Below are 20,080 nucleotides of genomic sequence, written 5' to 3'. Positions count from 1 at the left end.
CTGAAGAGCCTTTCTCCTCGGGCGTTCCGCAGCCTCCTCTCATTTCCAGCTATCCGGCGCGCCGGCGTTTTCCTGACGCCTTCATCGGTTTATTTTTTTCAACAACAGACGTAAATTGAACGGATTATTACTATATATTACCGTCCAATACAGCTCAGTTACATACTGCAAAAAGCGGGAAAGCGGACCATGAAGGCATTACGCGTACTACACAGCGAGTCATCCACGGGATGGGGCGGCCAGGAGCATAGAACGCTCAAGGAAATGATCATCTTGCGCACGCGAGGACACACGGTCGAGGTGGTCTGTCCCAAGGAAGCACGGCTGGGCGTACGCGCCAAAGCAGAAGGCTTCGCCGTTCATCACGCACGCATGAAAGGCGGCGCGGACGTGAAGTCGATGCTGACCATCAAGTCACTGCTTTCGCGCCGAAGATTCGACGTGCTCAATACGCATAGCGGTCATGACAGCATTGTGGCCGGCACCGCCGGCCGTCTTGCTGGTACACCTCTGGTCGTGCGCACACGTCATCTCGCCTTGCCGATCAGTTCGCTCGCGACCTATACATGGATACCGCATCGCGTGATTGCCGTGAGCCGGCATGTGCGTGAATATCTGATCTCCGCCGGCGTGGCGAAAGGCCGTGTCGAAACCATTTACGACGGCATCGTCAGGCCCGAAGCGCTGTCGCATTCCACCTTGCGCGCGGAGCTGGGACTCGGTGCGAACGCGATCATCGCCGGCATGGTCGCAATCGTGCGCGACAAGAAAGGCCACGAAGATCTCATCGATGCGGTCCGCCCGATGCTCGCCGAGCGCCCACATTTGCACGTCGTGATGGCGGGCGATGGCCCATGGTTCGGCAAGATCAAGAATATCGTCGATGGTATGGGCCTTTCAGAGCGTATTCATCTGCTGGGGTTTCGCACCGACATTCCAAACGTGCTGCGAGGCTGCGACTTTTTCGTGCTGCCCACGCACCAGGAAGCGTTGGGCCAGTCGTATATAGAAGCCATGGCCGCGGGCTTGCCGGTCATTGGCACGGACGTGGATGGCGTGCCCGAATTGATCACCCACGGCGTGAACGGCCTGCTCGTGGCGCCCCACGACATCCCGGCGTTGCGGGCGGCAATAGCACGTCTTATCGATCACCCGCGGCTGCGGGTGCAGCTCGGCGTGGCGGGCCGCCTTCTCACGGATGCGAGCTTCACGGTCGACGGCATGGCCGACGAAACCATCGACTTCTACCGGCGCGGCATTCGCGAACGCCGGCCCAACGCGTGACGCAGCGGGCGCGAGCGGTGCCCGTGCTGATGTATCACCACATCAGCACGTCGCCGGGAATGATCACGGTTTCGCCTGCTCATTTTGCAGCGCAGATGGCGTACCTCGCGCGAGCGGGCTACAACACCGTGGGCGCGGCGCGCCTGGGCGCATTCCTCGCGGGAGAGCCGCTGCCGCCGAAATCCGTGGTTCTAACTTTCGACGATGGTTATCTCGACAATTGGGTCCACGCGCACCCGATCCTGCAAGAGCACGGTTTCACTGCCTTGTGCTTTGTGGTGACGAGCTGGCCGGGCGAAGGCGTGCCGCGGCCGAACGCGCGCACGGGCGGCGCGTTACCCGAGCTGCTGGGGCATCGTGAAGGAGATTTGGCCATAGAAGGTGGCGAAGCTGATCGCACCATTCTGCGATGGTCTGAAATCGAGGCAATGCGTCGTGCAGGGACCTTTGAATTTCACAGCCACACGCATGGTCACGTGCGGTGGGACAAGGTCGCCCGTAATCAGGAAGAAAAATGCGCGGGACTCAGACGCGATCTTCTCGATGCGCGCGCGGCATTCAGGACTCGTCTGGGCGAGGTATCGGATCACCTGTGCTGGCCGCAAGGTTTCTACGACGACGACTATCGGCGAATTGCACGCGAAGCGGGATTCAAGCACTTCTATACGTGCGAGATGGCGCCGAACGTCGGCAACAAGAACGCTGCCGGCGAGCACTCCATCTATAGACTCGAAGTGCGTGACAGGCCAGCGTCGTGGCTCGCATCCAGACTGTGGGTGCACAGCCGGCCGTGGTTGAGCCGCGCCTATCTGAAACTCAAGCGCTGATACGCACGCGCCATGTGACGCAGCCGCTGATGAATCGGGTACGCGGCCGCGTCAATTGCCTTTCTGCGATGCCCCCTGACGCATCGATCCACCGCCCACGCTTTGCCCTGCATCGCGCGCAACCTTCAAGTATCCCCAGATGGAGACCAGCGTCAGGATGCCAGCAAAGAGGAACGCGAGCCTGAAGTCATCGAGTGAAAAATGCAGGCCCTCGGCGCCTGTGGTTTCGCCATTGATCGCGGCCGCCGCGCGCAGCGCCACCGCGCCGCAGGCAATCCCCAGCCCGATGGTCATCTGCGCTGCCGCGCTCCACAGGGTGCTTGCGGCGCTCATCTGAGGCGCGCCCACGTCGGCGTAAGCCAGCGTGGCAAGCAGGGAAAACTGCATGGAACGCGCAACGCCGTATACGAACACCACAAGCAGGACCCACGCGAGCGGCGAGTCAGGCGTGAGAACGCCGCACGCGATCGTAAAGATGCCGGCGGTTGCGACCGCGACAATAGATACGTTCTTGAACCCGTAGCGTCGCAGGATTCGCGTTGTCAGCGCCTTCATGCCCAGGTTGCCCACCGCACTCGCAAGCAACAACAGCCCGGACTTGAACGCGGAAAGCCCGAAGCCGATCTGAAACAGCAACGGCATCAGGTAAGGTACCGCGCCAATGCCGATACGCGTGATCGACCCCGTCAGAACCGTTACCGAATAGGTTGGAATCTTGAGCGTCGAGAAATCGATCAACGGATGCGGGTGATCCGCTGCGTGGCGAACGGCAATGAAGCCGATCACAAAACCAGCAAGAACGATCCCGCCCGCGAGCCACGGGTTGCTGGCAGGCTGGCTGGCGAGTTCCGCGCCATACAGCACAGCCGTCAACGCGGCGCCGCTCAGCACGAGGCCAACCACATCCAGCGGCTTGCGCTCGGTGCCTTTCAGGTTCGGCACGAGCATGGCGACGGCGGCCAGCGCGCACAGGCCGAACGGGACGTTAAGCAGGAAGATCCAGCGCCACGATGCGTAAGTGGTAATAAAGCCGCCGACCGGTGGACCGACGACCGGCGCCACGATCGCGGGCCACGTAATGGTCGAGATGGCCTGCATGAGGCGGCTTTTCTCGGTACTTCGCACTACGATCAGCCGGCCGACCGGAACCATCATCGCGCCGCCCGCGCCCTGCAGTACGCGTGCTGCGGTGAACTCGGCGACGGAGTTCGACATGCCGCACAGCACCGAAGCCACGATAAAAACAACAATCGCGCCGAAGAATACCGTGCGTGATCCGAAGCGATCCGCAACCCAGCCGCTCACCGGAATGAAGATTGCCAGCGCGAGCATGTAGGCGGTCATGCCGAGGCTCAATGCATTGGGCCCGACGCCGAATGACCGGGCCATTTGCGGCAATGCCGTTGCAATGACTGTCGTGTCGAGATATTCCATGAAGAATGTTGCCGCCACAATATACGGCAGCCAGCGAACGGCGGATGGTGCAGGCAACGCGTTGTTGCTCATCTGGAACCCCGGGTTGTGCGGCGCGATATTGGCCGCCGCGCCGCCTTCGCGACACGTGATAGTTGACGATCAAAGTACCGCGCATCGGCTCGGGCAGGCTCACGTGCGCGCACCGCATTATTACGTATCGCAAAGCCATGTGTCATCCGGCTCCGGAAGGCTTGCTGGAACACGCTACGCGGGTTTGCCTTTAAAGAACGCCACCCGATGAGCCGAAAGTCGCTCCGCTATAATCGTCCGCACCGCCGCGCGCGTTCTTCATTCTTCATTCGCCCGCGGGCCGTCCAGTTCTTTCGAAGCCATGCCAAAACCATCCCCGAACGCCATCGATCCGCTGGCTACGCCCAACGTTCCGGAAGACGCCAAGCCGACCGGCACCGCCGCATTCTCGAAGTTCCTGGCGGTCCTTCAATGCATCGCCGATGCGCAAACACCTCCAGGCATCGCGCAACTCACCGCGCTCGCGGGTTATCCGCGGCCAACCGTTTACCGGATTGTCGGCGCGCTGGTTGCAGAAGGTCTCGTTGTTGAAAGCCCCCATGGCGGCACATATTCACTTGGGCCGCGGCTGTTGTCGCTGGCGAGCCGTAGCTGGGAGCGATCGGACTTGCGTGTGGCCGCAAGCGAGCCGCTTCAGGTATTGCGCGATGCAACCCAGGAAACCGTGCATCTCGCCGTGCGAAGCGGTTCCGAAATGGTCTACATAGAAAAACTCGAAAGCCCTCACGCCGTGCGCATGGCGTCGCGCATCGGCACCCGCGTCACGCTCTATTCGAGTTCGGTGGGCAAGGCCTATTTGTCAGCGCTCAAGCGCGAAGAACGCGACGCGTTGCTCGCGCCGCTGCGCTTCGAACGCTTTACGCCGAACACCATCGTGGATCGCTCCGCGCTCGACGCGGAACTGGATGAGACGCAAGCCCGTGGCTATTCGGAAGACCGCGAAGAAAACGAAGAGCAGATCTTCTGCTATGGCAGCGCGATTCTCGGCACGAACGGCGAGCCGCTCGCGTGCGTGAGCATCAGCATTCCCCTCTATAGAAAAAGCGGGTCACCGCTTGCCACCTACATTGCGCCTCTGAAGGAAGCGTGCCGCGCCATTGCCGAAGGCATGGGTCCTGGATCACGCTAGGCTCACCGGGAACTACAGGGCCGGGTCTATCGCCCGGTTACTTTCACCGCTTTCAATCTAGAACCGGTGCCGCAGTCCCGCCGCGACCACCACCTGCTCGTTCTTCGTCGATGGAGATTGCCCGCTGACGTCAGCGGTCAATCCCGAGCCATCGCTGGCAATGTGTTGGTACGTCGCCTGGATATAGACGTCAGTACGCTTGGAGAGGAGATAATCGGCCTGCACCGATACATCCTGCCATGCCGGTTCATGCTCGCCTGTGGCGTTCGATATCACGCCTTTCGTATAGGTGTATGCGCCGTTAAGAGCGACCGATGGCGTCAGCAGATAACTCGCATTGGCCTCGAAATTGTTGAAGCTCGCGCCCTGCCCGTTCTGCTTGAGACCCAGACTGTTCGCACCGTTGATGGTCGCCAGGCCGCCGAGTTGAGTGCGCGTCCAGACGAAGCCGACTCTGCCCGCGCCGATCGTATAGTTGAGACCCGCGCCGTAAGTCCGCTGCAAGGAAGCGATGAATGTGCGGTCGGTCAGCGTGATGGCGCCGCCGGTTCCCACGCCGGGATTGTTCGCCTGCAGGTAACCCGCGGCGAGCGTGAACGGACCGGTTTCATACGATGCACCCGCGCTGTAGAGGCGGTTGTCGTCAAAACCGCCTGCTTCATTCGAGAACCCGTAAAGCGCGCCGAACTTCAGGCCAGCATACGGCACGCTCGCAAATTTCACGGCGTTATCGACACGGAACGAATTGTTCAGGTTGTCGTTATCGTAGGGATGCGGAGAAAGATTGTTGCCGCCGGGATGGCGTCCGGTGAAACTCAGCGGCGCAACGTAATCGACGATCGAATCGTACTGGCGTCCGACAGTCACGGTGCCCAGGCGGTTGTTGCTCAAGCCCACGTAAGACTGGTAACCGAACTCGCGGCCACCCTGGCGCAGGGTGCCGTTCATGATGCTGAAGCCGTTTTCTATCTGGAAGATCGCCTGGTTGCCCGCGCCCAGGTCCTCGCGCCCAAGCAAGCCCCAATGACTGCCGGTTACCGATCCGCTCGCGGCCTGAATGTCCGAGTGGCCCTGCGCATTGTTTGTATAAACCAGGCTTGCATCGATCACGCCGTAAAGCGTGACGCTCGATTGCGCATGCGCTGCCTGACTGCCCAGGCCGGCCGCGAGAAGCGCTGCAACACATGCGTGGGAGAGACCTGGCCGCATCGCCCGTACCATGGCGCGCGAGCGTGAAATCGATAAGGGAGAGAGGCGCAAGGAAGGTCCGAAAATCGTCATGTTATAGTTGATAACCACGTGATAAATGCGAATCAATGTCATTACGCGGCATCACTTTAGTGGCGAAATGTAATGGCGATGTGTTGAAACCACGGCCATTTGTAATGGAATGTGTTGGCTCTCGGCGAGCGCGCAAACCGCTTGTGCTCGCGCCCGACGCGCTCCAGTCGCCCGCTCCTTTTGCGCCTGAACGTACCCGAACAGATGGACCACATACTCGTAGTCGACGACGACCCGAACATCCGCGACTTGTTGCGCGACTATCTTCAAAGCATGGGATATGGCGTCTTCGTTGCAGCGGGCAGCGCGCAGATGAAGCAGATCATCGGCACGTCGCGCATCGACATGATCGTGCTCGACCTCACGCTTGCCGGAGAAGACGGGCTCGATGTCGCGCGGGACCTGCGCCGGCGCAATACGGTGCCGATCATCATGCTGAGCGCGCGCGGCGCCCTGCTCGACCGGATCATCGGGCTGGAGATGGGCGCCGACGACTACCTGCCCAAGCCATTCGATCCGCGCGAACTGCTGGCGAAAATCAGGAGCGTATTGCGCCGCACGCGCAGCGCCCCTGCTCTGCGCGCGACGGAACCATCGGCTCGTGTGAGCTTCGCGGGCTGGCGGCTCGACACAGCCACGAAGCAGATGCTGTCGCCCGAAGGCGTGATGATCACGCTCGGCGGTTCGGACTACCGCACGTTGCGAACGCTGCTCGACAATCCCAACCGGCCGCTATCGCGCGACTATTTGCTCGATGAAGTATTCGGCAAGGAAGGGACGCCGCTCGACCGGTCTATCGATGTTTGCATCAGCCGCTTGCGCCAGCACCTGAAGGACACTGCCCGCCAGCCGAAACTGATCCGCACCGTGCGTCACGAGGGTTACATGCTGACGGCGAACGTGGTGCATGAGTCTCATGAATGAGCCACGGCCAATCACAAGCATGAAAAACCCCGCATGAAACTGCGACTCTGGCCCGACGCGCTGTTCGGACGCCTCGCGTTGATCCTTGTGATCGGCATGTTCGGCGGACAGTTGCTGACCAGCACGATCTGGTTCGAGACACACGACCACCGCACGCTGGAAATTCCTTCGCGGATCTTCGCGAGCCGTCTCGCCGATACGCTGCGCCTCATGCAGGATGCTCCCGACGACGCAGCGCGTCGCGAATTGGCCGCGCAACTCGGCGACGACCATTACACGCTTCGATGGATCGACGGCCCCGGCGTCGCCAAAGCCCCTTCTGTTGCACAGCGCACGGTGGAAAACCTGCTTGGCGACGTACTCGCGCGGCGGCTGCATCGGCAAGCTCCGCTGCATCTTATGGATGCCGAACTAATCGATGATTCGGGCCGGCATCGCGGAATCTTCAGCCTGTTCGACTCCCGCATGCCATCTGGCGACTTTCATGTGCAGGTGCAGACGCCGGGCGGCGCTTGGCTCGATGTCACCGGGCAAGAAGGGCAAGCCGGCAGACAAAGCGAACCGCGCGCGCTCGTGATCGAATACCTGCTGCGCATCTATGCGATCCGTTTCGTCGCCGCGCTGCTGTTCGCGCTGGTCGCCGTGCGCATTGCGGTGCAGCCTTTGCGCCGGCTGGCGGTTGCCGCCGAGGCCTTGGGCAAGAATGTGTACAGGCCGTCGCTGGAGCTTTCGGGACCGCGCGAAGTGCGCGTCGCTGCGCAGTCGTTCAACGCCATGCAGCAGCAGTTGATCCGCAGTATCGAGGAACGCACGCGCCTGCTTGCGTCCATTTCGCACGACTTGCGCTCGCCGCTCACGCGGCTGCGCTTGCGCACGGAGATGCTGTCCGACGCGGCCTCGCGCGAGCGCCTGAGCGCGGACCTCGACGAGATGGACGCCATGGTGCACACCACGCTCGACTTCGTGCAGGGCGTGGAGATCACGGAGCCGCGCCATCAGATCGATATCGATTCCATGCTCGGCGGACTCTGCGACGACCTCGCCGAAACGGGGGCGAAGGTCGCACTCGAAGGTCATGCGGGCGCTCCGGTCAGCGGCTATCCGCGCAACCTGAAACGTTGCCTGCAGAACCTGCTCGATAACGCGATCCGCCACGGCGGCAGCGCGTCGGTGCGTGTTCAGGATGAGCGCGAGAGCGTGAGCATCATCATCAGCGACGAAGGCCCGGGCATTGAAGGCAAGGACATGCTGGAGCGCGTGTTCGAGCCTTATTTCAGGGCGCAGCCGGGCAAGACACACGGCTCGGGACTCGGGTTGACCATTGCGAAGAGCATTGCGATGGCGCATGGCGGAACGCTCGTACTTCGCAACCGCCCAGCGCGCGGACTCGACGCCGTCTTGAGCCTGCCGCGCGGTTAAAAGCTGTGAAATCATGGCGCGATTGACTATGCTGTCCGCCGGAAGACATCGAACGGCACGGATCACCACGGCGGAAGCAAACATGAGCACAGGAATTCACGGCGTACATCACACCGCGGCAGGCGGCTACGCAAACACGGCGGGCACTTACGCGCGCGGGCGGCCGGACTATCCGGCGGAAGTCGCGGGATGGCTGCATGACCAGCTAGGACTCGAAGCGGGAAAAACGGTGGTCGATCTCGGCGCGGGAACGGGGAAATTCACGCCGCGCCTGATCGAAACCGGCGCGCACGTCATCGCCATCGAACCGGTTGCGGGCATGCTCGAAAAACTGATCGCAACTCTCCCTCAAGTCGATGCCCGCATGGGCTCCGCCGACGCCATTCCGTTACCCGATGCATCCGTGGACGCCGTCGTGTGCGCGCAGTCGTTTCATTGGTTCGCGACGCATGCGGCATTGGCGGAGATTCATCGCGTATTGAAACCGGGTGGCACACTCGGCCTGATCTGGAATCTGCGCGATGCACGCGTTCCCTGGGTTGCAAAGCTCGATGCAATCGTGAATCGCGTGGAAGGCGACACGCCGCGCTATTACACCGGCGCGTGGCGCTCCGCATTTCCGTTCAGCGGACTGGGACCGTTCGAGGAACATCATTTCAAGCACGGCCACACCGGTTCGCCCAACGGCGTGATCCTTGATCGCGTGCGCTCGATGAGTTTTGTCGCCGCGTTAGGGGCCGACGAACGTGCGAACATCGAGCGGGAAATCACTGCGCTGATTGCGTTGGAGCCGGAGCTTGCTGGCCATGACGTGGTGACGGTTCCCTATGAAACCGCCGCGTTTTCAGCGCGGAAAATCGGCTGACGCAAGCTTATTGCGCCACGAACCCGCGCCCTCGGCGCAGCCTGATCGGACCATGGTCGATCTCACCGGCTGAAAGCGTATCTTCGCCGCGCGTGATGCGCACGACGCCCGCTTCGGCAAGCCGCGCCGCGACCTTGCGCACGGCGGGCATCAAGGCGCGCCACGCGTCTTCATCGGCGGCAAGCGCGCGCGCCACGTCCGATGGGCAAATGGACGACCCGGCGTCACGCTCGGCAAGCAGCTTCATCATGCAACGTTCGATGGTCGTATCGTCCATGGGCATAAGCCAAGGGAAACCGCGGCCGTACGCGCGCGGCCGTTCTCTGTCACAGTAATGGTCCGCAGCACAGTTCATACCGGCGCCAATCTGTTCCAAATGACCATCAGCAATAATGACACCCCGCCCGCGCTCGAATGCCGGGGCTTGAGCAAGGCTTACGGCACCGGCAGCATCGTGCTGGCAAATCTGGATTTCTCGCTCGATCCCGGCGAGTTCGTGGCAATCATGGGCGATTCGGGCGTCGGCAAGTCGACGTTGCTCAACCTGATCGCGGGTCTCGATTCGGCGGACAGCGGCGAAGTGCTGATCGACGGGGCGCCAATCTCCCAGCTCGACGACGATGCCGCCACGCGTTTGCGTCGACAAAAACTGGGCTTTGTCTTCCAGGCGTTTCATGTGCTGCCGCACCTCACGCTGGCGCAAAATGTCGCACTGCCGCTGCTGCTCAATAACACGCCGCCCTCGCGCGCGCTGGACATGCTGGCCGCCGTGGGTCTCGGCGGACGCGGCAAGGACTTCCCGCGTCAACTGTCCGGCGGCGAGTTGCAGCGCGTTGCGATTGCGCGCGCGCTTGTGCATCGTCCGAGCCTGATTCTCGCCGACGAACCCACCGGCAACCTCGACCCCGATACCGCGCACGAAGTGCTGGGCCTGTTTCGCGCCGAGATCAAGGCGAATGGCGCGGCGGCGATCATGGTCACGCATTCAACGGCGGCCGCCGCGAGCGCCGACCGCATCCTGATCCTGAGCAATGGCGGCCTGCATGGCGCAAGGCAGGCAGACCGCCTCGCGCGCACCGCCAATGAATGATCGCGCAACGCCGCCCGCTGGACGCATTGCGGGAAGCCGGCTGCTTGCGCGCTGGCTGCTGGGCGCTGAATGGCGCAGTCATCCCGCCCGCGCCGTGGTTGCCATTGCCACAATAGCGCTTGGCGTGGCGCTCGGTTATGCGGTCCAGTTGATCAATAGCGCGGCGTTCAACGAGTTCTCGGCGGCGGCCAGGAGCCTTTCCGGCCAGGCAGACCTGCAAGTGCGCGGCGCGCAACCCACGTTCGATGAAACCTGGTATCCGCGTCTCGCCCGCGAACCCGGCGTGGCGCTCGCGAGTCCCGTCCTCGACCTCGATGTCACCGTGCCCGGCGAAACGGCCGCGCTGAAAGTGCTCGGCATCGATGTGTTCCGGGCGAGCCGCATTGCGCCCGAACTGATCGGCGTGCCTTCCGCGCAGCGCCCGCTCGATTCGCTTTCCAGCGACGCAATCTTCCTCTCGCCGGCCGCGCAAACGTGGCTCAAGGCAGCGCCGGGCGCTCACGTCGCGTTACGCAGCGGCACATCGACGCTCGAGTTTCGCGTAGCCGGCGGGATCGTAAGGACGCGGCCGGGGCAACGCATCGCGATCATGGATATCGCCGCCGCGCAGTGGCGCTTTAATCTGCAAGGAAAAGTGTCGCGCGTCGATCTTCAGCTTGAACGCGGCATGGATCGCGAAAGCTTCAAACGGCGGCTTCAAGCGCGGCTTGGCAATCAGCTTGTGGTGGCCGAAACCCGCGACGACGAAAACCGTACCGACCGGCTTTCGCGCGCGTACCGGATCAACATGAACGTGCTTGCGCTGGTCGCGCTTTTTACCGGCGCGTTCCTCGTCTTTTCGACGCAAGCGCTGGCTGTCGTGCGCCGGCGTTCGCAATTCGCCATGCTGCGCGTGGTGGGCGTGACGCGTGCTCAATTGCTTCGGCAGATCCTGATGGAAGGCGCATTGCTCGGGGTGATCGGCTCCGTGCTCGGGCTCGCGCTGGGATATGCGCTGTCCAGCATCGCGCTGCGATTTTTCGGCAGCGACCTGGGCGGCGGCTACTTTCCCGGCGTCCAGCCACATGTGAGTTTCGAACCGGTTGCAACGACGGTTTTTCTGGCGTTGGGTATCGGCGTGTCGGTGCTGGGCAGTCTGGTTCCGGCGCTCGAAGCGGCGCGCGCACGTCCGGCGGCAGCGCTCAAGGCCGGCAGCGAGGAAGGCGCGCTAGCAAAACTCGCGACGCCGTGGCCCGCGCTGGGCTGCATCGCCGTCGCATTGGTGCTGACACTGTTGCCGCCGCTCTTCGATGTCCCCGTCCTCGGCTATCTGGCCGTCGCGCTGCTGCTGATCGGCGGCATTGCATTGATGCCGCGATGCACCGCGATCGTATTCACCGCGCTCAGCCAATGGCGCGCGAAACGCCGCACGAACGCCGCCGCGACACTCGCGCTCGCCCGGCTCGCCAATGCGCCAGGACAGGCGTCCATCGCCATGGGCGGCGTTTTGTCGAGCTTCGCGCTGATCGTGGCCATGGCCATCATGGTGGCGAGCTTTCGCGTGTCCGTGGACGAATGGCTCACGCATCTTTTGAGCGCCGACCTGTACGTGCGCGTCACGCCAAACGGCGATACCGGGAGTCTCGCGCCTGCCGAACAAGCGGCGCTCGCGGCCGTGCCCGGCATCAAGACCGCCGCGTTCACGCGCACCTCGCACCTGACGCTCGATCCCGCGCGGCCGGCCATTGCACTGCTTGCACGCGAGATCGATGCAAACGATCCGGGCGCAACGCTCCAGATGACCGGCCCCGTCCTGCCGATGAGTTCCGTGCATGAAGGCGAGACGCCGATATGGGTATCGGAGGCAATGGTCGACTTGTATGGGTATCGGCTGGGCGAACGGGTCCGGCTGTCGGTCGGCGCGCATGAATCGAACTTCGTCGTGGCGGGTGTCTGGCGCGATTACGTGCGGCAGACCGGTGCCATCCAGTTGCGGCTTGCGGACTACCGCAGACTCACCGGCGATACGGGCGCAACCGATGTCGCCGTGAGCATTCAACGCGGCACAAGCGTTAATGAAGTCATAGCGGGATTGCGCAAACTGCCCTTCGGCCCGGCGCTGGAATTTGCCCAGCCCGGCGAGATCCGCGCGAAGACGCTGACCATTTTCGACCGCAGTTTCGCGGTCACCTATCTGCTCGAGGCCGTGGCGATCGTGAGTGGTTTATTCGGCGTCGCCGCGACGTTTTCCGCGCAGACGCTCGCACGCGCACGCGAATTCGGCATGTTGCGGCACGTGGGCGTCACGCGCCGCCAGGTGCTCGCCATACTCGCCGCGGAGGGCGGCATGCTGACCGCGCTCGGCATTGCCGTGGGCTTCGTTCTTGGCTGGGCGATCAGCCTGATCCTCGTGTTTGTCGTCAATCCTCAGTCGTTCCACTGGAGCATGTCGATGCACATTCCATGGTCCGTGCTCGGCACGGTCGCGGCGGTGATGCTGGTTGCATCGTGCGCGACGGCCGTAGTCGCAGGCCGCAAGGCGATATCGCTCGATGCGGTCCGGGCCGTCAAGGAGGACTGGTAATGCGCGTCCTCAAGCGGCTGCTGGCCTTCACGCTATGCCTGTGCGCCGTGACAACCGCGCCTTCGATGGCAGCCGATTCTGCTGGAGAGTTTGCAACCGTCGAGCCCGGCCACCGGCTCGCGTTCCCGCAAGACACGGGCGCGCATCCGGCGTTTCGCACTGAATGGTGGTACGCAACGGGCTGGCTGAATCAGCCCGATGGCAAACCGCTCGGTTTCCAGATCACCTTCTTTCGCTCGGCGACCGGCCACAATCCCGCCGATCCCAGCGCGTTCGCGCCGTCGCAGTTGATCATCGCGCACGCCGCGCTCAGCGATCCTTCCTTGGGACGACTCGCGCACGATCAAAAAATCGCGCGGCAAGGTTTCGGTCTCGCTTACGCGAAGACGGGAAACACCGAAGTCAAGCTTGATGCATGGCAACTGGTTCGCGCAGCCGACGGCCATTACACGGTGACGGTAAAAGCCAACGATTTCACGTTGAATCTCACGCTGACGCCAAGCGGAACGCCGCTGTTGCAGGGCGATAACGGCTACTCGCGCAAAGGTCCGTTGCCCGCGCAAGCAAGCTATTACTACAGCGAGCCGCAATTGCGCGTGAGCGGCAAGGTTACGCGCGCTTCCGCCTCGAATGAAAAACCCGCACTCGATACAACGGTCGCAGGTTCCGCGTGGCTCGATCATGAATGGTCGAGTACCGTGCTCAGCGCCGACGCACTCGGCTGGGACTGGCTCGGCGCGAACCTCGCGGACGGCTCGGCGCTGATGGCGTTCAAGGTTCGCGGCCGCGACGGCAACGCGGTCTGGACACACGCGACGCTTCGCGACGCTCAAGGCCGTGTGAGTTCGTTCGAAGGCAAGCAGGTTGACTTCACGCCGCTTCGCACGTGGCGATCGCCTCGCACGGGGACGGCTTATCCGGTAACGGAGACGGTAAGAACCGGCGATATGACGTGGCGGCTCGATCCGTTAATGGACGATCAGGAACTCGATTCCAGCCAGTCCACGGGCGCGGTGTATTGGGAAGGTGCGGTATCGGTGAGCCGCGACAACAAGAACGTTGGCCGCGGGTATCTTGAACTTACCGGCTACAACAAGGCGTTGAAACTCGCGCGGTAGTTACGAAATCCAGTCGCGTGAAACAACCGCACGCATTCGCGTGCGGTTACAAGCGCAGCGCCTGATTAAAAGCGCCTGAGTCAAAAGCACAATCCTCAGTTCTTCAAACTATCCGGCACTTTTCCGCCGTTGGCAGCGAGCTGGTTCATGACGGCCTTGTGCAACCAGATGTTCATGGATGCCGAATCGTTCGTGTCGCCCGGGAAATGCAGTTCGCCAGCGAGTTCCTTGCGCGCGGCAAGGCTGCTGTCGAGACCCAGCAGCTTCATCAGGTCGACAATCGATGTCTTCCAGTTCAATTGTTCCGATGTTTTGGATTGCAGGTCGGTCAGTACTGCTTCCACATCGACCGGCGGCGCTGCGGCGACTTCAGGTGCGGGGGCAGGCGCTGCTGCGGCCGGCGTGCCCGGTGCCGCGACGGGTGCGGGCGCCGCGACGGCGGGGTGACTCGACGGGAAAATCTTGCTCAGGATCGTGCCGAAGATGCTCATGATGTGTATCCCTTATTCGACGTTGGAAGCAACATGATTGCGGCTTCACGCAGCCTGCCGCAAGCGGCATTCCTTGAAACGTTAAGGAGTGCAAGCGGGGGCGGCTGCAGGGACATTGTAGGCGAGCATGAATGCATTCAAGCGCCATCGGCATGTGAAAAAACGTCTTTCCATGTAACGGCATGCACCTTGATTTTGGCCCTTGCAACGAAATCGTCACGCGGGTATCACCACGAATCGCGCATCATCCATGCGATGATTCGCGCACTGCAACTGCGCGCCTTGCCATGACATCCAGACGACAGGCTGACCCCGCACGCTCATCCGGGCACGCCTCTTCCCACTCGTCTGCCCGGTTCGTACATGGTTCGACCTTGCGCCACGTCGTCGTGATGGCGGGCACGGGCGCTATCGGACTGATGGCGGTGTTCGCCGTCGATCTCGCCAACCTTTTCTACATCTCCCTTCTCGGCGACACCGCCATTGCCGCCGCGGTCGGTTTCGCCGGCACGATCAACTTTTTTCACACGGCAATTTCCATCGGCATGACCATAGGCGTGAGCGCCACCGTCGCGCGGCTTCTCGGCGCCGGCCAGCGCATGAAAGCGCGGCAGGTGGCATCCGCCAGCCTTGTATTGATGATCGGCGTCACGCTCGTGCTGAGCGCGGCGACGCTGTTGTTCCTCGATCCCATCCTCAGTGCGCTCGGCGCGGCCGGCGAGACCCGTACGCTCGCGCGCAGCTTCCTGATGATCACCGCGCCCACGTATGTGTTCCTTGCAATCGGCATGTGCACGGCCGCGCTGATGCGCTCTGTCGGCGATGCGCGGCGCGCAATGGCCGTCACGCTCACGGCGGCGGTCGTGACCGCCCTGCTCGATCCGATCCTCATATTCGGCTTTCACCTCGGGCTGACGGGCGCGGCGATATCGAACGATATTGCGCGTCTCGCGCTCGCGGCAGTCGGCTTGCACGGCGCAATGCGGGTCAACAACCTGATCGGCCCCGTGCGTCTTTCACGGCTATGGGCGAACAGCCAGCCGGTCATGAAAGTGGCGCTGCCCGCCGTGGCGACCAATCTCGCCACGCCTGTTGCAAGCGCTTATGTCACGCATGCAATGGCCCGCTTCGGCGCGGCGGCGGTCGCGGGCCAGGCGACCGTCGACCGGATCACGCCCGTGGCCTTTGCGCTGATCTTCGCGCTCACCGGCGCGGTGGGGCCGATCATTGCGCAGAATCTCGGCGCGGGCCGCGCGGACCGGATTCGCGAGACGATCCGCAATAGCCTCGTGTTCGTGCTGCTGACGGTCGCGGTGGCGTGGCTCGTGCTCGCGCTGGTCCAGAACGGCCTGATCCGCGCGTTTTCCGCACGCGGCGACACCGCCATGATCATCCGCGTCTTTTGTTCCTGGCTGGTTGCGAGTTATGCGTTCGTCGGTTGTCTGTTCGTGGCGAACGCGACGTTCAACAATCTGGACCGGCCGTTGTTGTCGACGCTGTTCAACTGGGGACGCGCGACGCTCGGCACGTTGCCTTTCGTCGCGGCCGGCTCGCGATATGGGCCTATCGGCGTATTGATCGGCATAGCCCTGAGCAATGCGGTCTTCGGCACCATGGCGATGTTCGTCGCGTTTCTGGTCGTGAAACGCCTGCCCATGGGCGATTGCGCGGCCATGGCGCGCAAGGACAGCAACCGGCTGGAGCAATCCTCAATCAGTGTCCCGGGCGCAGCGGTCGGCAATACGGTCGCACCGGACGTCGAATTGAAAGAACTTCCCGTGCAAGGACGCTGACGCCTGGGCGTTGGCACAAGTCAAAATCACGCTCCGATTATTCGTCGTCGGCGGATTCAGTTATCGGCTCTATCGGAACAATATTTCGATAGTGCTCGCATATACTGATTTCCATCGACGCAGCTCACTGAGCAATTCCGCTGCGTACCTCATGGACGAAGTACCTGACACGCATCGGAGCACATCATGAACAAGACCCTTATTGCATCGTTGTTGATCGCGGTTTCCGCGGCCGTTGCAGCACCCGCTTTTGCAAGCAGCGGTTATGGCCCGGCGCCATCGTACAACCCGCTGGTCGGCGCACCCGATTCGCAACGCGGTCAAAGCGCGCAAACCATTGCTGCGCAGAACGCAGCCCAAAATGCGGATTCCCGCGCTTACGGCGGCGTGAAAAGCACGAACACGGAATCGGGAAAACGCGTTCAGATAAACGATACCCGCTCGATCTACTCGCATAACTGAGCCGTCTGATAAACGCGCAGTATCTGCAAAACGTAAGACCCACTTCAATGCCCGGCGAACGAACGTTCGCCGGGCATTGCCGTTTTCAAGCCTCAACCGCTTTCGTGCGTCGTTTCGTGCATCGTATAAAGTCAATGGCTCCAGCCTTCTTCTCCGATGCAACCCACCCGAAAGGAAACACGACATGCCCGAACAAGCGCAATTCGAACTCTTCGCATTCTGGCGCTCGTCCGCCGCGTTTCGCGTGCGCGTCGCGCTCAACCTGAAAGGCCTGAGCGCGCACGAACAGAACATCGATCTCGACGCCGGCGAACAACGCAGCGACGCATTTTTGAAGGTCAGTCCGCTCGGATCGATTCCCGCGCTCGTGCAAGAAGGACACGAGCCGCTCACGCAATCGCTCGCGATCCTCGAGTTCCTCGATGAACTTCAGCCCTCGCCGCCCTTGTTGCCCAACGACCTGTACGGCCGTGCCCGCGTGCGCTCCATTGCATCGATGTGCGCCGCCGATACCCATCCCATGGTCGTGCCGCGCGTGAAAAAGTATCTGCAGACAACCGGCGGATTCGACGACGCCGCGTGGCGCGCGTGGCAAATCAAGTGGCTGGGCACAGGCCTGGCGGCAATCGAGGCGCGGCTTGCCGGGTCGTCGGAGACGGGCGTTTATTGTCACGGCAATCAACCCACACTGGCCGATATCTGCCTCGCGAGCATTGTCGCCGTCACGCGCGTGTTCAAGATCACGGTCCCGGATATCCCGACTATCGACAGGATCATGAGCGTCTGCGACCAGCATCCTGCGTTCATGAAGGCGGACCCGAAAAAGCAGGCGGGCGCGCCGGTCTGATCGACCGGACCGCACAGGTCAGGCGGCTTGCAGGCGCAGCGCTTCGAGCGTCATGGTCTCGCGCGCGAGTTCGAGGAACGCGCTCACCAGCGGATTCGGATGCTGCAACTGCGGGCAGACGGTGAAGCCGCGAAACATCACGTCAGGCGAGAAAGGCCGGAACACGATGCGAGCGGGATTGGTATCGAACATGGCGAGCGGGTTCACCACGCCCACGCCCAAACCTCGAGCGACCATTGCGCAAATGGTCGCGCCGTACGGCGTCTCGATGGTCGGCACCTGCTTCACGCCGGCCTGCCGCAACGCACGGTCAAGCGCCGAACGGGTGTCGTCGGCATAGGACGGCAGGATCAGGCGTTCGTCTTTCAGGTCGCGCGCGTGGATGCGTTCGCGCGCCGCGAGCGGATGGCTCGCGGGCAGCGCGCACACGCCCGGCAGCCGGTACAACTCCGCGCTCGTCACGCCGAAGGCGTCCGGCGTGGTGGTCGCGAAACCCACGTCGCAATATGCCGATGACGCCCATCGCTGGATCGTGCCTTCGCTCCTCATTTCCAGCGATATCGCAATGCGCGGATACGCGGCCAGGAAGCGCTCGATCACGAGCGGCATGAACGACAACGCCACCACGGGCGCCGCGACCAGCCGCAGGCGGCCGCTACCGAACTGCCGGATTTCGCGCGCCGAATGCGCAAGCTTCTCGATCCCGACAAAGCTCCGGTCCACTTCGCGATAAAACGCGCTGCCCGCGTCGGTGGCTTGAATCCGGCCGCCGTTGCGCGTGAAAAGCGCGAGTCCTGTCGATGTTTCCAGCTCCGATATCAGCCGGCTGATGCTCGGTTGCGACGTGCCAAGTTCTTCGGCCGCGGCTGTCATCGACCCGCGCAGCATGACGAGCCTGAATGCCTCGATCTGTCTCTGGTTCATGGGCGTTCTTTTGCGCTTCCAAAGTGGTCACGATTGTCACGATGTCCAGCTTGCCATATCAAAAATGAATGGCAGCCGTTTTTGTCCGTATTTGACCGGATGATGAAGCCGCTTCTAGACTGAAAGCCGCCCGTCATTCGTTTGCGAGATCCATGCGAGCCGACTCACTGCTTTTCCACGATGACTTTCGCGTCGCGCCGTACTGGTGGGACGCAGCGCCACCGGAAACCGCGCGCGTGGCGCTGCCTTCGACCGTGGACGTGGCGATTGTCGGCAGCGGGTATTGCGGGTTATCGGCGGCGGCGGAAGCGGCGCAACACGGCGCGGCGGTCGCCGTCCTGGACGCCGCCGAGATTGGCGCGGGCGGCAGCACGCGCAGCGGCGGCATGGTGTCGAGCGGGCAGAAGCTTGCGCTGACGAACGCGATTCGCGGGGTATCGGCGGAACGGCTCGGCCGCCTGATGGCCGAATCCATGGCGAGTTTCGATTATCTGAAACGGCTGATCGCGCGTGAATCGCTCGATGCCGACCTGCAGATCACCGGCCGCTTTTTCGGTGCGTTCACGCCCGGCCATTTCGAGCGATTGCGCGAACAAGGCGAACTCTTGCGCGAGAAAACCGGCGTGACGGTGCATGTGGTTTCGCGTGCGGAACAGCGCGCGGTGGTGGGATCGGATTATTACTACGGCGGCATTCTCGTCGATGAATACGGCGGCCTGCATACGGCGAAATATCATCGTGCGCTGCGCGAACTTGCAAGACAACGCGGTGCGACCCTGCACTCGCACGCGGCGGTCGAGCGCATTGAAAAAGTCGGCTCGCGATTCGTCGTTCACACGGCGCGCGGCAAGATAAACGCAAATCACGTACTGGTCGCGACCAACGGCTATACGAGCCGCCTGACGCCGTTCTTCTCGCGGCGCGTGCTGCCCGTCGCGAGTTATCAGATAGCAACGGAACCATTGCCGCCCGGCCTGATGGACATATTGAACCCCGGCCGCCGCATGATCAGCGACTCGAAGCGCAACCTCTTTTATACGCGGCCATCGCCCGATGGAACCCGCATGCTGTTCGGCTCGCGGCCATCGTTCAGGGAAATCGGCGAGCGCGAAGCCGCCCGCATCCTGCACGCGAAAATGGCCGAACTCTGGCCCGCGTTACGCGACGTGCGCATCACGCATGCATGGAAAGGTTATGTCGCGATGACAGGCGACAAGCTCGCGCACATCGGCCAGCACGAAGGCGTGCATTACGCGCTCGGCTGCAACGGCAACGGTGTAGCGCTGATGAGCTATCTCGGGCAGCGCATTGCCAGCACCTTGCTGGGCCTCGCGCCCGCTCCCGGCGCGTTCGGCGAAGGTCCGTTCCCGTTGAGTCCCGGCGGCATTGCAAGCACGTTGAGCGTGCCCGTGGGCGCGGCGCTTTATCAACTCGACGACTGCTGGAATGGCCGTGTGCGCGGCGCGTTGTCGTGATCCCTGGGCGTTTTCAAGGTACAAGTGCAACACCTTTGAAATAGGATATGTTGCATGGGACAAAGCTATGAACAACTCAGTG

General features: G+C 62.4%; 18 protein-coding genes. 13 read left to right on the top strand and 5 right to left on the bottom strand.

Annotation, left to right across the window (positions count from 1 at the left end; all coding sequences use genetic code 11):
- Positions 1-189 precede the first annotated feature (189 nt).
- Both AWB64_RS24840 and AWB64_RS24835 read left to right on the top strand, forming a co-directional pair.
- Positions 190-1,284: a glycosyltransferase family 4 protein gene (locus AWB64_RS24840; protein WP_060858094.1), complete on the top strand. Its 1,095-nt coding sequence runs from the start codon at positions 190-192 to the stop codon at positions 1,282-1,284.
- A 29-nt stretch (positions 1,285-1,313) separates the two neighbouring features.
- Positions 1,314-2,111: a polysaccharide deacetylase family protein gene (locus tag AWB64_RS24835; protein ID WP_060858170.1), complete on the top strand. Its 798-nt coding sequence runs from the start codon at positions 1,314-1,316 to the stop codon at positions 2,109-2,111.
- Between the two features lie 51 nt (positions 2,112-2,162).
- On the opposite strand, the gene AWB64_RS24830 is transcribed toward AWB64_RS24835, so the two are convergent.
- Positions 2,163-3,617, bottom strand: coding sequence for an MFS transporter (locus tag AWB64_RS24830; RefSeq protein WP_060858093.1), 1,455 nt, complete (start codon positions 3,615-3,617; stop codon positions 2,163-2,165).
- Positions 3,618-3,918: 301 nt separating this feature from the next.
- Between AWB64_RS24830 and AWB64_RS24825 the strand changes: the two genes are divergently transcribed.
- Positions 3,919-4,746 carry an IclR family transcriptional regulator gene (locus tag AWB64_RS24825; protein WP_060858092.1) on the top strand — a complete coding sequence of 276 codons (828 nt, stop codon included), beginning with the start codon at positions 3,919-3,921 and terminating at the stop codon, positions 4,744-4,746.
- 57 nt (positions 4,747-4,803) lie between these two features.
- Here the strand turns inward: AWB64_RS24825 and AWB64_RS24820 are convergent, their stop codons facing one another.
- Positions 4,804-5,955, bottom strand: a complete 1,152-nt coding sequence (locus AWB64_RS24820) for a porin (RefSeq protein WP_060858169.1) — start codon at positions 5,953-5,955, stop codon at positions 4,804-4,806.
- Positions 5,956-6,231: 276 nt separating this feature from the next.
- Between AWB64_RS24820 and AWB64_RS24815 the strand changes: the two genes are divergently transcribed.
- The 3 genes from AWB64_RS24815 to AWB64_RS24805 all read left to right on the top strand — a co-directional run bounded on the left by AWB64_RS24815 (position 6,232) and on the right by AWB64_RS24805 (position 9,235).
- Entirely contained in the window at positions 6,232-6,951 is a 720-nt protein-coding gene (locus AWB64_RS24815; RefSeq protein WP_060858168.1) for a response regulator, read from the top strand.
- 33 nt (positions 6,952-6,984) lie between these two features.
- Entirely contained in the window at positions 6,985-8,370 is a 1,386-nt protein-coding gene (locus tag AWB64_RS24810) for an ATP-binding protein (protein WP_060858091.1), read from the top strand.
- Between the two features lie 82 nt (positions 8,371-8,452).
- Positions 8,453-9,235, top strand: coding sequence for a class I SAM-dependent methyltransferase (locus AWB64_RS24805; protein ID WP_060858167.1), 783 nt, complete (start codon positions 8,453-8,455; stop codon positions 9,233-9,235).
- Between the two features lie 7 nt (positions 9,236-9,242).
- Here AWB64_RS24805 and AWB64_RS24800 read toward each other — a convergent pair whose 3' ends face one another.
- Complete coding sequence (locus tag AWB64_RS24800) at positions 9,243-9,512, bottom strand: DUF3253 domain-containing protein (protein ID WP_060858090.1); 270 nt, start codon at positions 9,510-9,512, stop codon at positions 9,243-9,245.
- A gap of 99 nt (positions 9,513-9,611) precedes the next feature.
- Here AWB64_RS24800 and AWB64_RS24795 point away from each other — a divergent pair, with 99 nt between their 5' ends.
- The 3 genes from AWB64_RS24795 to AWB64_RS24785 are packed head-to-tail and all read left to right on the top strand — an operon-like array spanning position 9,612 to position 14,006.
- Positions 9,612-10,325, top strand: coding sequence for an ABC transporter ATP-binding protein (locus tag AWB64_RS24795; RefSeq protein ID WP_060858166.1), 714 nt, complete (start codon positions 9,612-9,614; stop codon positions 10,323-10,325).
- Positions 10,318-12,888, top strand: coding sequence for an FtsX-like permease family protein (locus AWB64_RS24790; protein ID WP_060858165.1), 2,571 nt, complete (start codon positions 10,318-10,320; stop codon positions 12,886-12,888). The genes AWB64_RS24795 and AWB64_RS24790 overlap by 8 nt, the downstream gene beginning before the upstream one ends.
- Positions 12,888-14,006 (top strand): lipocalin-like domain-containing protein, encoded by a 1,119-nt coding sequence (locus AWB64_RS24785; protein ID WP_208603313.1) that lies wholly within the window; start codon positions 12,888-12,890, stop codon positions 14,004-14,006. Before AWB64_RS24790 ends, AWB64_RS24785 begins: the two co-directional genes overlap by 1 nt.
- 95 nt (positions 14,007-14,101) lie before the next feature.
- On the opposite strand, the gene AWB64_RS24780 is transcribed toward AWB64_RS24785, so the two are convergent.
- Positions 14,102-14,497, bottom strand: a complete 396-nt coding sequence (locus AWB64_RS24780; protein ID WP_060858089.1) for a DUF3597 domain-containing protein — start codon at positions 14,495-14,497, stop codon at positions 14,102-14,104.
- A gap of 374 nt (positions 14,498-14,871) precedes the next feature.
- Here AWB64_RS24780 and AWB64_RS24775 point away from each other — a divergent pair, with 374 nt between their 5' ends.
- From AWB64_RS24775 to maiA, 3 genes are all read left to right on the top strand, one after another.
- A complete protein-coding gene (locus AWB64_RS24775) occupies positions 14,872-16,290 on the top strand; it encodes an MATE family efflux transporter (RefSeq protein ID WP_244164199.1) in 1,419 nt (472 codons plus the stop codon).
- Between the two features lie 186 nt (positions 16,291-16,476).
- Positions 16,477-16,752, top strand: a complete 276-nt coding sequence (locus AWB64_RS24770; RefSeq protein WP_060858087.1) for a hypothetical protein — start codon at positions 16,477-16,479, stop codon at positions 16,750-16,752.
- Positions 16,753-16,936: 184 nt separating this feature from the next.
- Entirely contained in the window at positions 16,937-17,599 is a 663-nt protein-coding gene (gene maiA, locus AWB64_RS24765) for a maleylacetoacetate isomerase (RefSeq protein WP_060858086.1), read from the top strand.
- Positions 17,600-17,617: 18 nt separating this feature from the next.
- Here maiA and AWB64_RS24760 read toward each other — a convergent pair whose 3' ends face one another.
- Complete coding sequence (locus tag AWB64_RS24760; RefSeq protein WP_060858085.1) at positions 17,618-18,523, bottom strand: LysR substrate-binding domain-containing protein; 906 nt, start codon at positions 18,521-18,523, stop codon at positions 17,618-17,620.
- 152 nt (positions 18,524-18,675) lie between these two features.
- On the opposite strand from AWB64_RS24760, the gene AWB64_RS24755 reads away from it, so the two are divergent.
- Positions 18,676-19,998 (top strand): NAD(P)/FAD-dependent oxidoreductase, encoded by a 1,323-nt coding sequence (locus AWB64_RS24755; RefSeq protein ID WP_060858084.1) that lies wholly within the window; start codon positions 18,676-18,678, stop codon positions 19,996-19,998.
- Positions 19,999-20,080 lie beyond the last annotated feature (82 nt).

Source organism: Caballeronia sordidicola (assembly GCF_001544455.2).
Taxonomy (GTDB): domain Bacteria; phylum Pseudomonadota; class Gammaproteobacteria; order Burkholderiales; family Burkholderiaceae; genus Caballeronia; species Caballeronia sordidicola.
This window is presented reverse-complemented; position numbering and strand designations above follow the sequence as displayed.

What these genes read in the sequence shown, in the direction of transcription:
- AWB64_RS24820 (WP_060858169.1), bottom strand. Translation starts at nt 5,955, where the DNA reads ATGCGGCCAGGTCTCTCCCACGCATGTGTTGCAGCGCTTCTCGCGGCC.
- AWB64_RS24760 (WP_060858085.1), bottom strand. Translation starts at nt 18,523, where the DNA reads ATGAACCAGAGACAGATCGAGGCATTCAGGCTCGTCATGCTGCGCGGG.
- AWB64_RS24815 (WP_060858168.1), top strand. Translation starts at nt 6,232, where the DNA reads ATGGACCACATACTCGTAGTCGACGACGACCCGAACATCCGCGACTTG.
- AWB64_RS24795 (WP_060858166.1), top strand. Translation starts at nt 9,612, where the DNA reads ATGACCATCAGCAATAATGACACCCCGCCCGCGCTCGAATGCCGGGGC.
- AWB64_RS24840 (WP_060858094.1), top strand. Translation starts at nt 190, where the DNA reads ATGAAGGCATTACGCGTACTACACAGCGAGTCATCCACGGGATGGGGC.
- AWB64_RS24810 (WP_060858091.1), top strand. Translation starts at nt 6,985, where the DNA reads ATGAAACTGCGACTCTGGCCCGACGCGCTGTTCGGACGCCTCGCGTTG.
- AWB64_RS24800 (WP_060858090.1), bottom strand. Translation starts at nt 9,512, where the DNA reads ATGGACGATACGACCATCGAACGTTGCATGATGAAGCTGCTTGCCGAG.
- AWB64_RS24835 (WP_060858170.1), top strand. Translation starts at nt 1,314, where the DNA reads ATGTATCACCACATCAGCACGTCGCCGGGAATGATCACGGTTTCGCCT.
- AWB64_RS24790 (WP_060858165.1), top strand. Translation starts at nt 10,318, where the DNA reads ATGAATGATCGCGCAACGCCGCCCGCTGGACGCATTGCGGGAAGCCGG.
- AWB64_RS24825 (WP_060858092.1), top strand. Translation starts at nt 3,919, where the DNA reads ATGCCAAAACCATCCCCGAACGCCATCGATCCGCTGGCTACGCCCAAC.
- AWB64_RS24770 (WP_060858087.1), top strand. Translation starts at nt 16,477, where the DNA reads ATGAACAAGACCCTTATTGCATCGTTGTTGATCGCGGTTTCCGCGGCC.
- AWB64_RS24830 (WP_060858093.1), bottom strand. Translation starts at nt 3,617, where the DNA reads ATGAGCAACAACGCGTTGCCTGCACCATCCGCCGTTCGCTGGCTGCCG.
- maiA (WP_060858086.1), top strand. Translation starts at nt 16,937, where the DNA reads ATGCCCGAACAAGCGCAATTCGAACTCTTCGCATTCTGGCGCTCGTCC.
- AWB64_RS24780 (WP_060858089.1), bottom strand. Translation starts at nt 14,497, where the DNA reads ATGAGCATCTTCGGCACGATCCTGAGCAAGATTTTCCCGTCGAGTCAC.
- AWB64_RS24805 (WP_060858167.1), top strand. Translation starts at nt 8,453, where the DNA reads ATGAGCACAGGAATTCACGGCGTACATCACACCGCGGCAGGCGGCTAC.
- AWB64_RS24755 (WP_060858084.1), top strand. Translation starts at nt 18,676, where the DNA reads ATGCGAGCCGACTCACTGCTTTTCCACGATGACTTTCGCGTCGCGCCG.
- AWB64_RS24785 (WP_208603313.1), top strand. Translation starts at nt 12,888, where the DNA reads ATGCGCGTCCTCAAGCGGCTGCTGGCCTTCACGCTATGCCTGTGCGCC.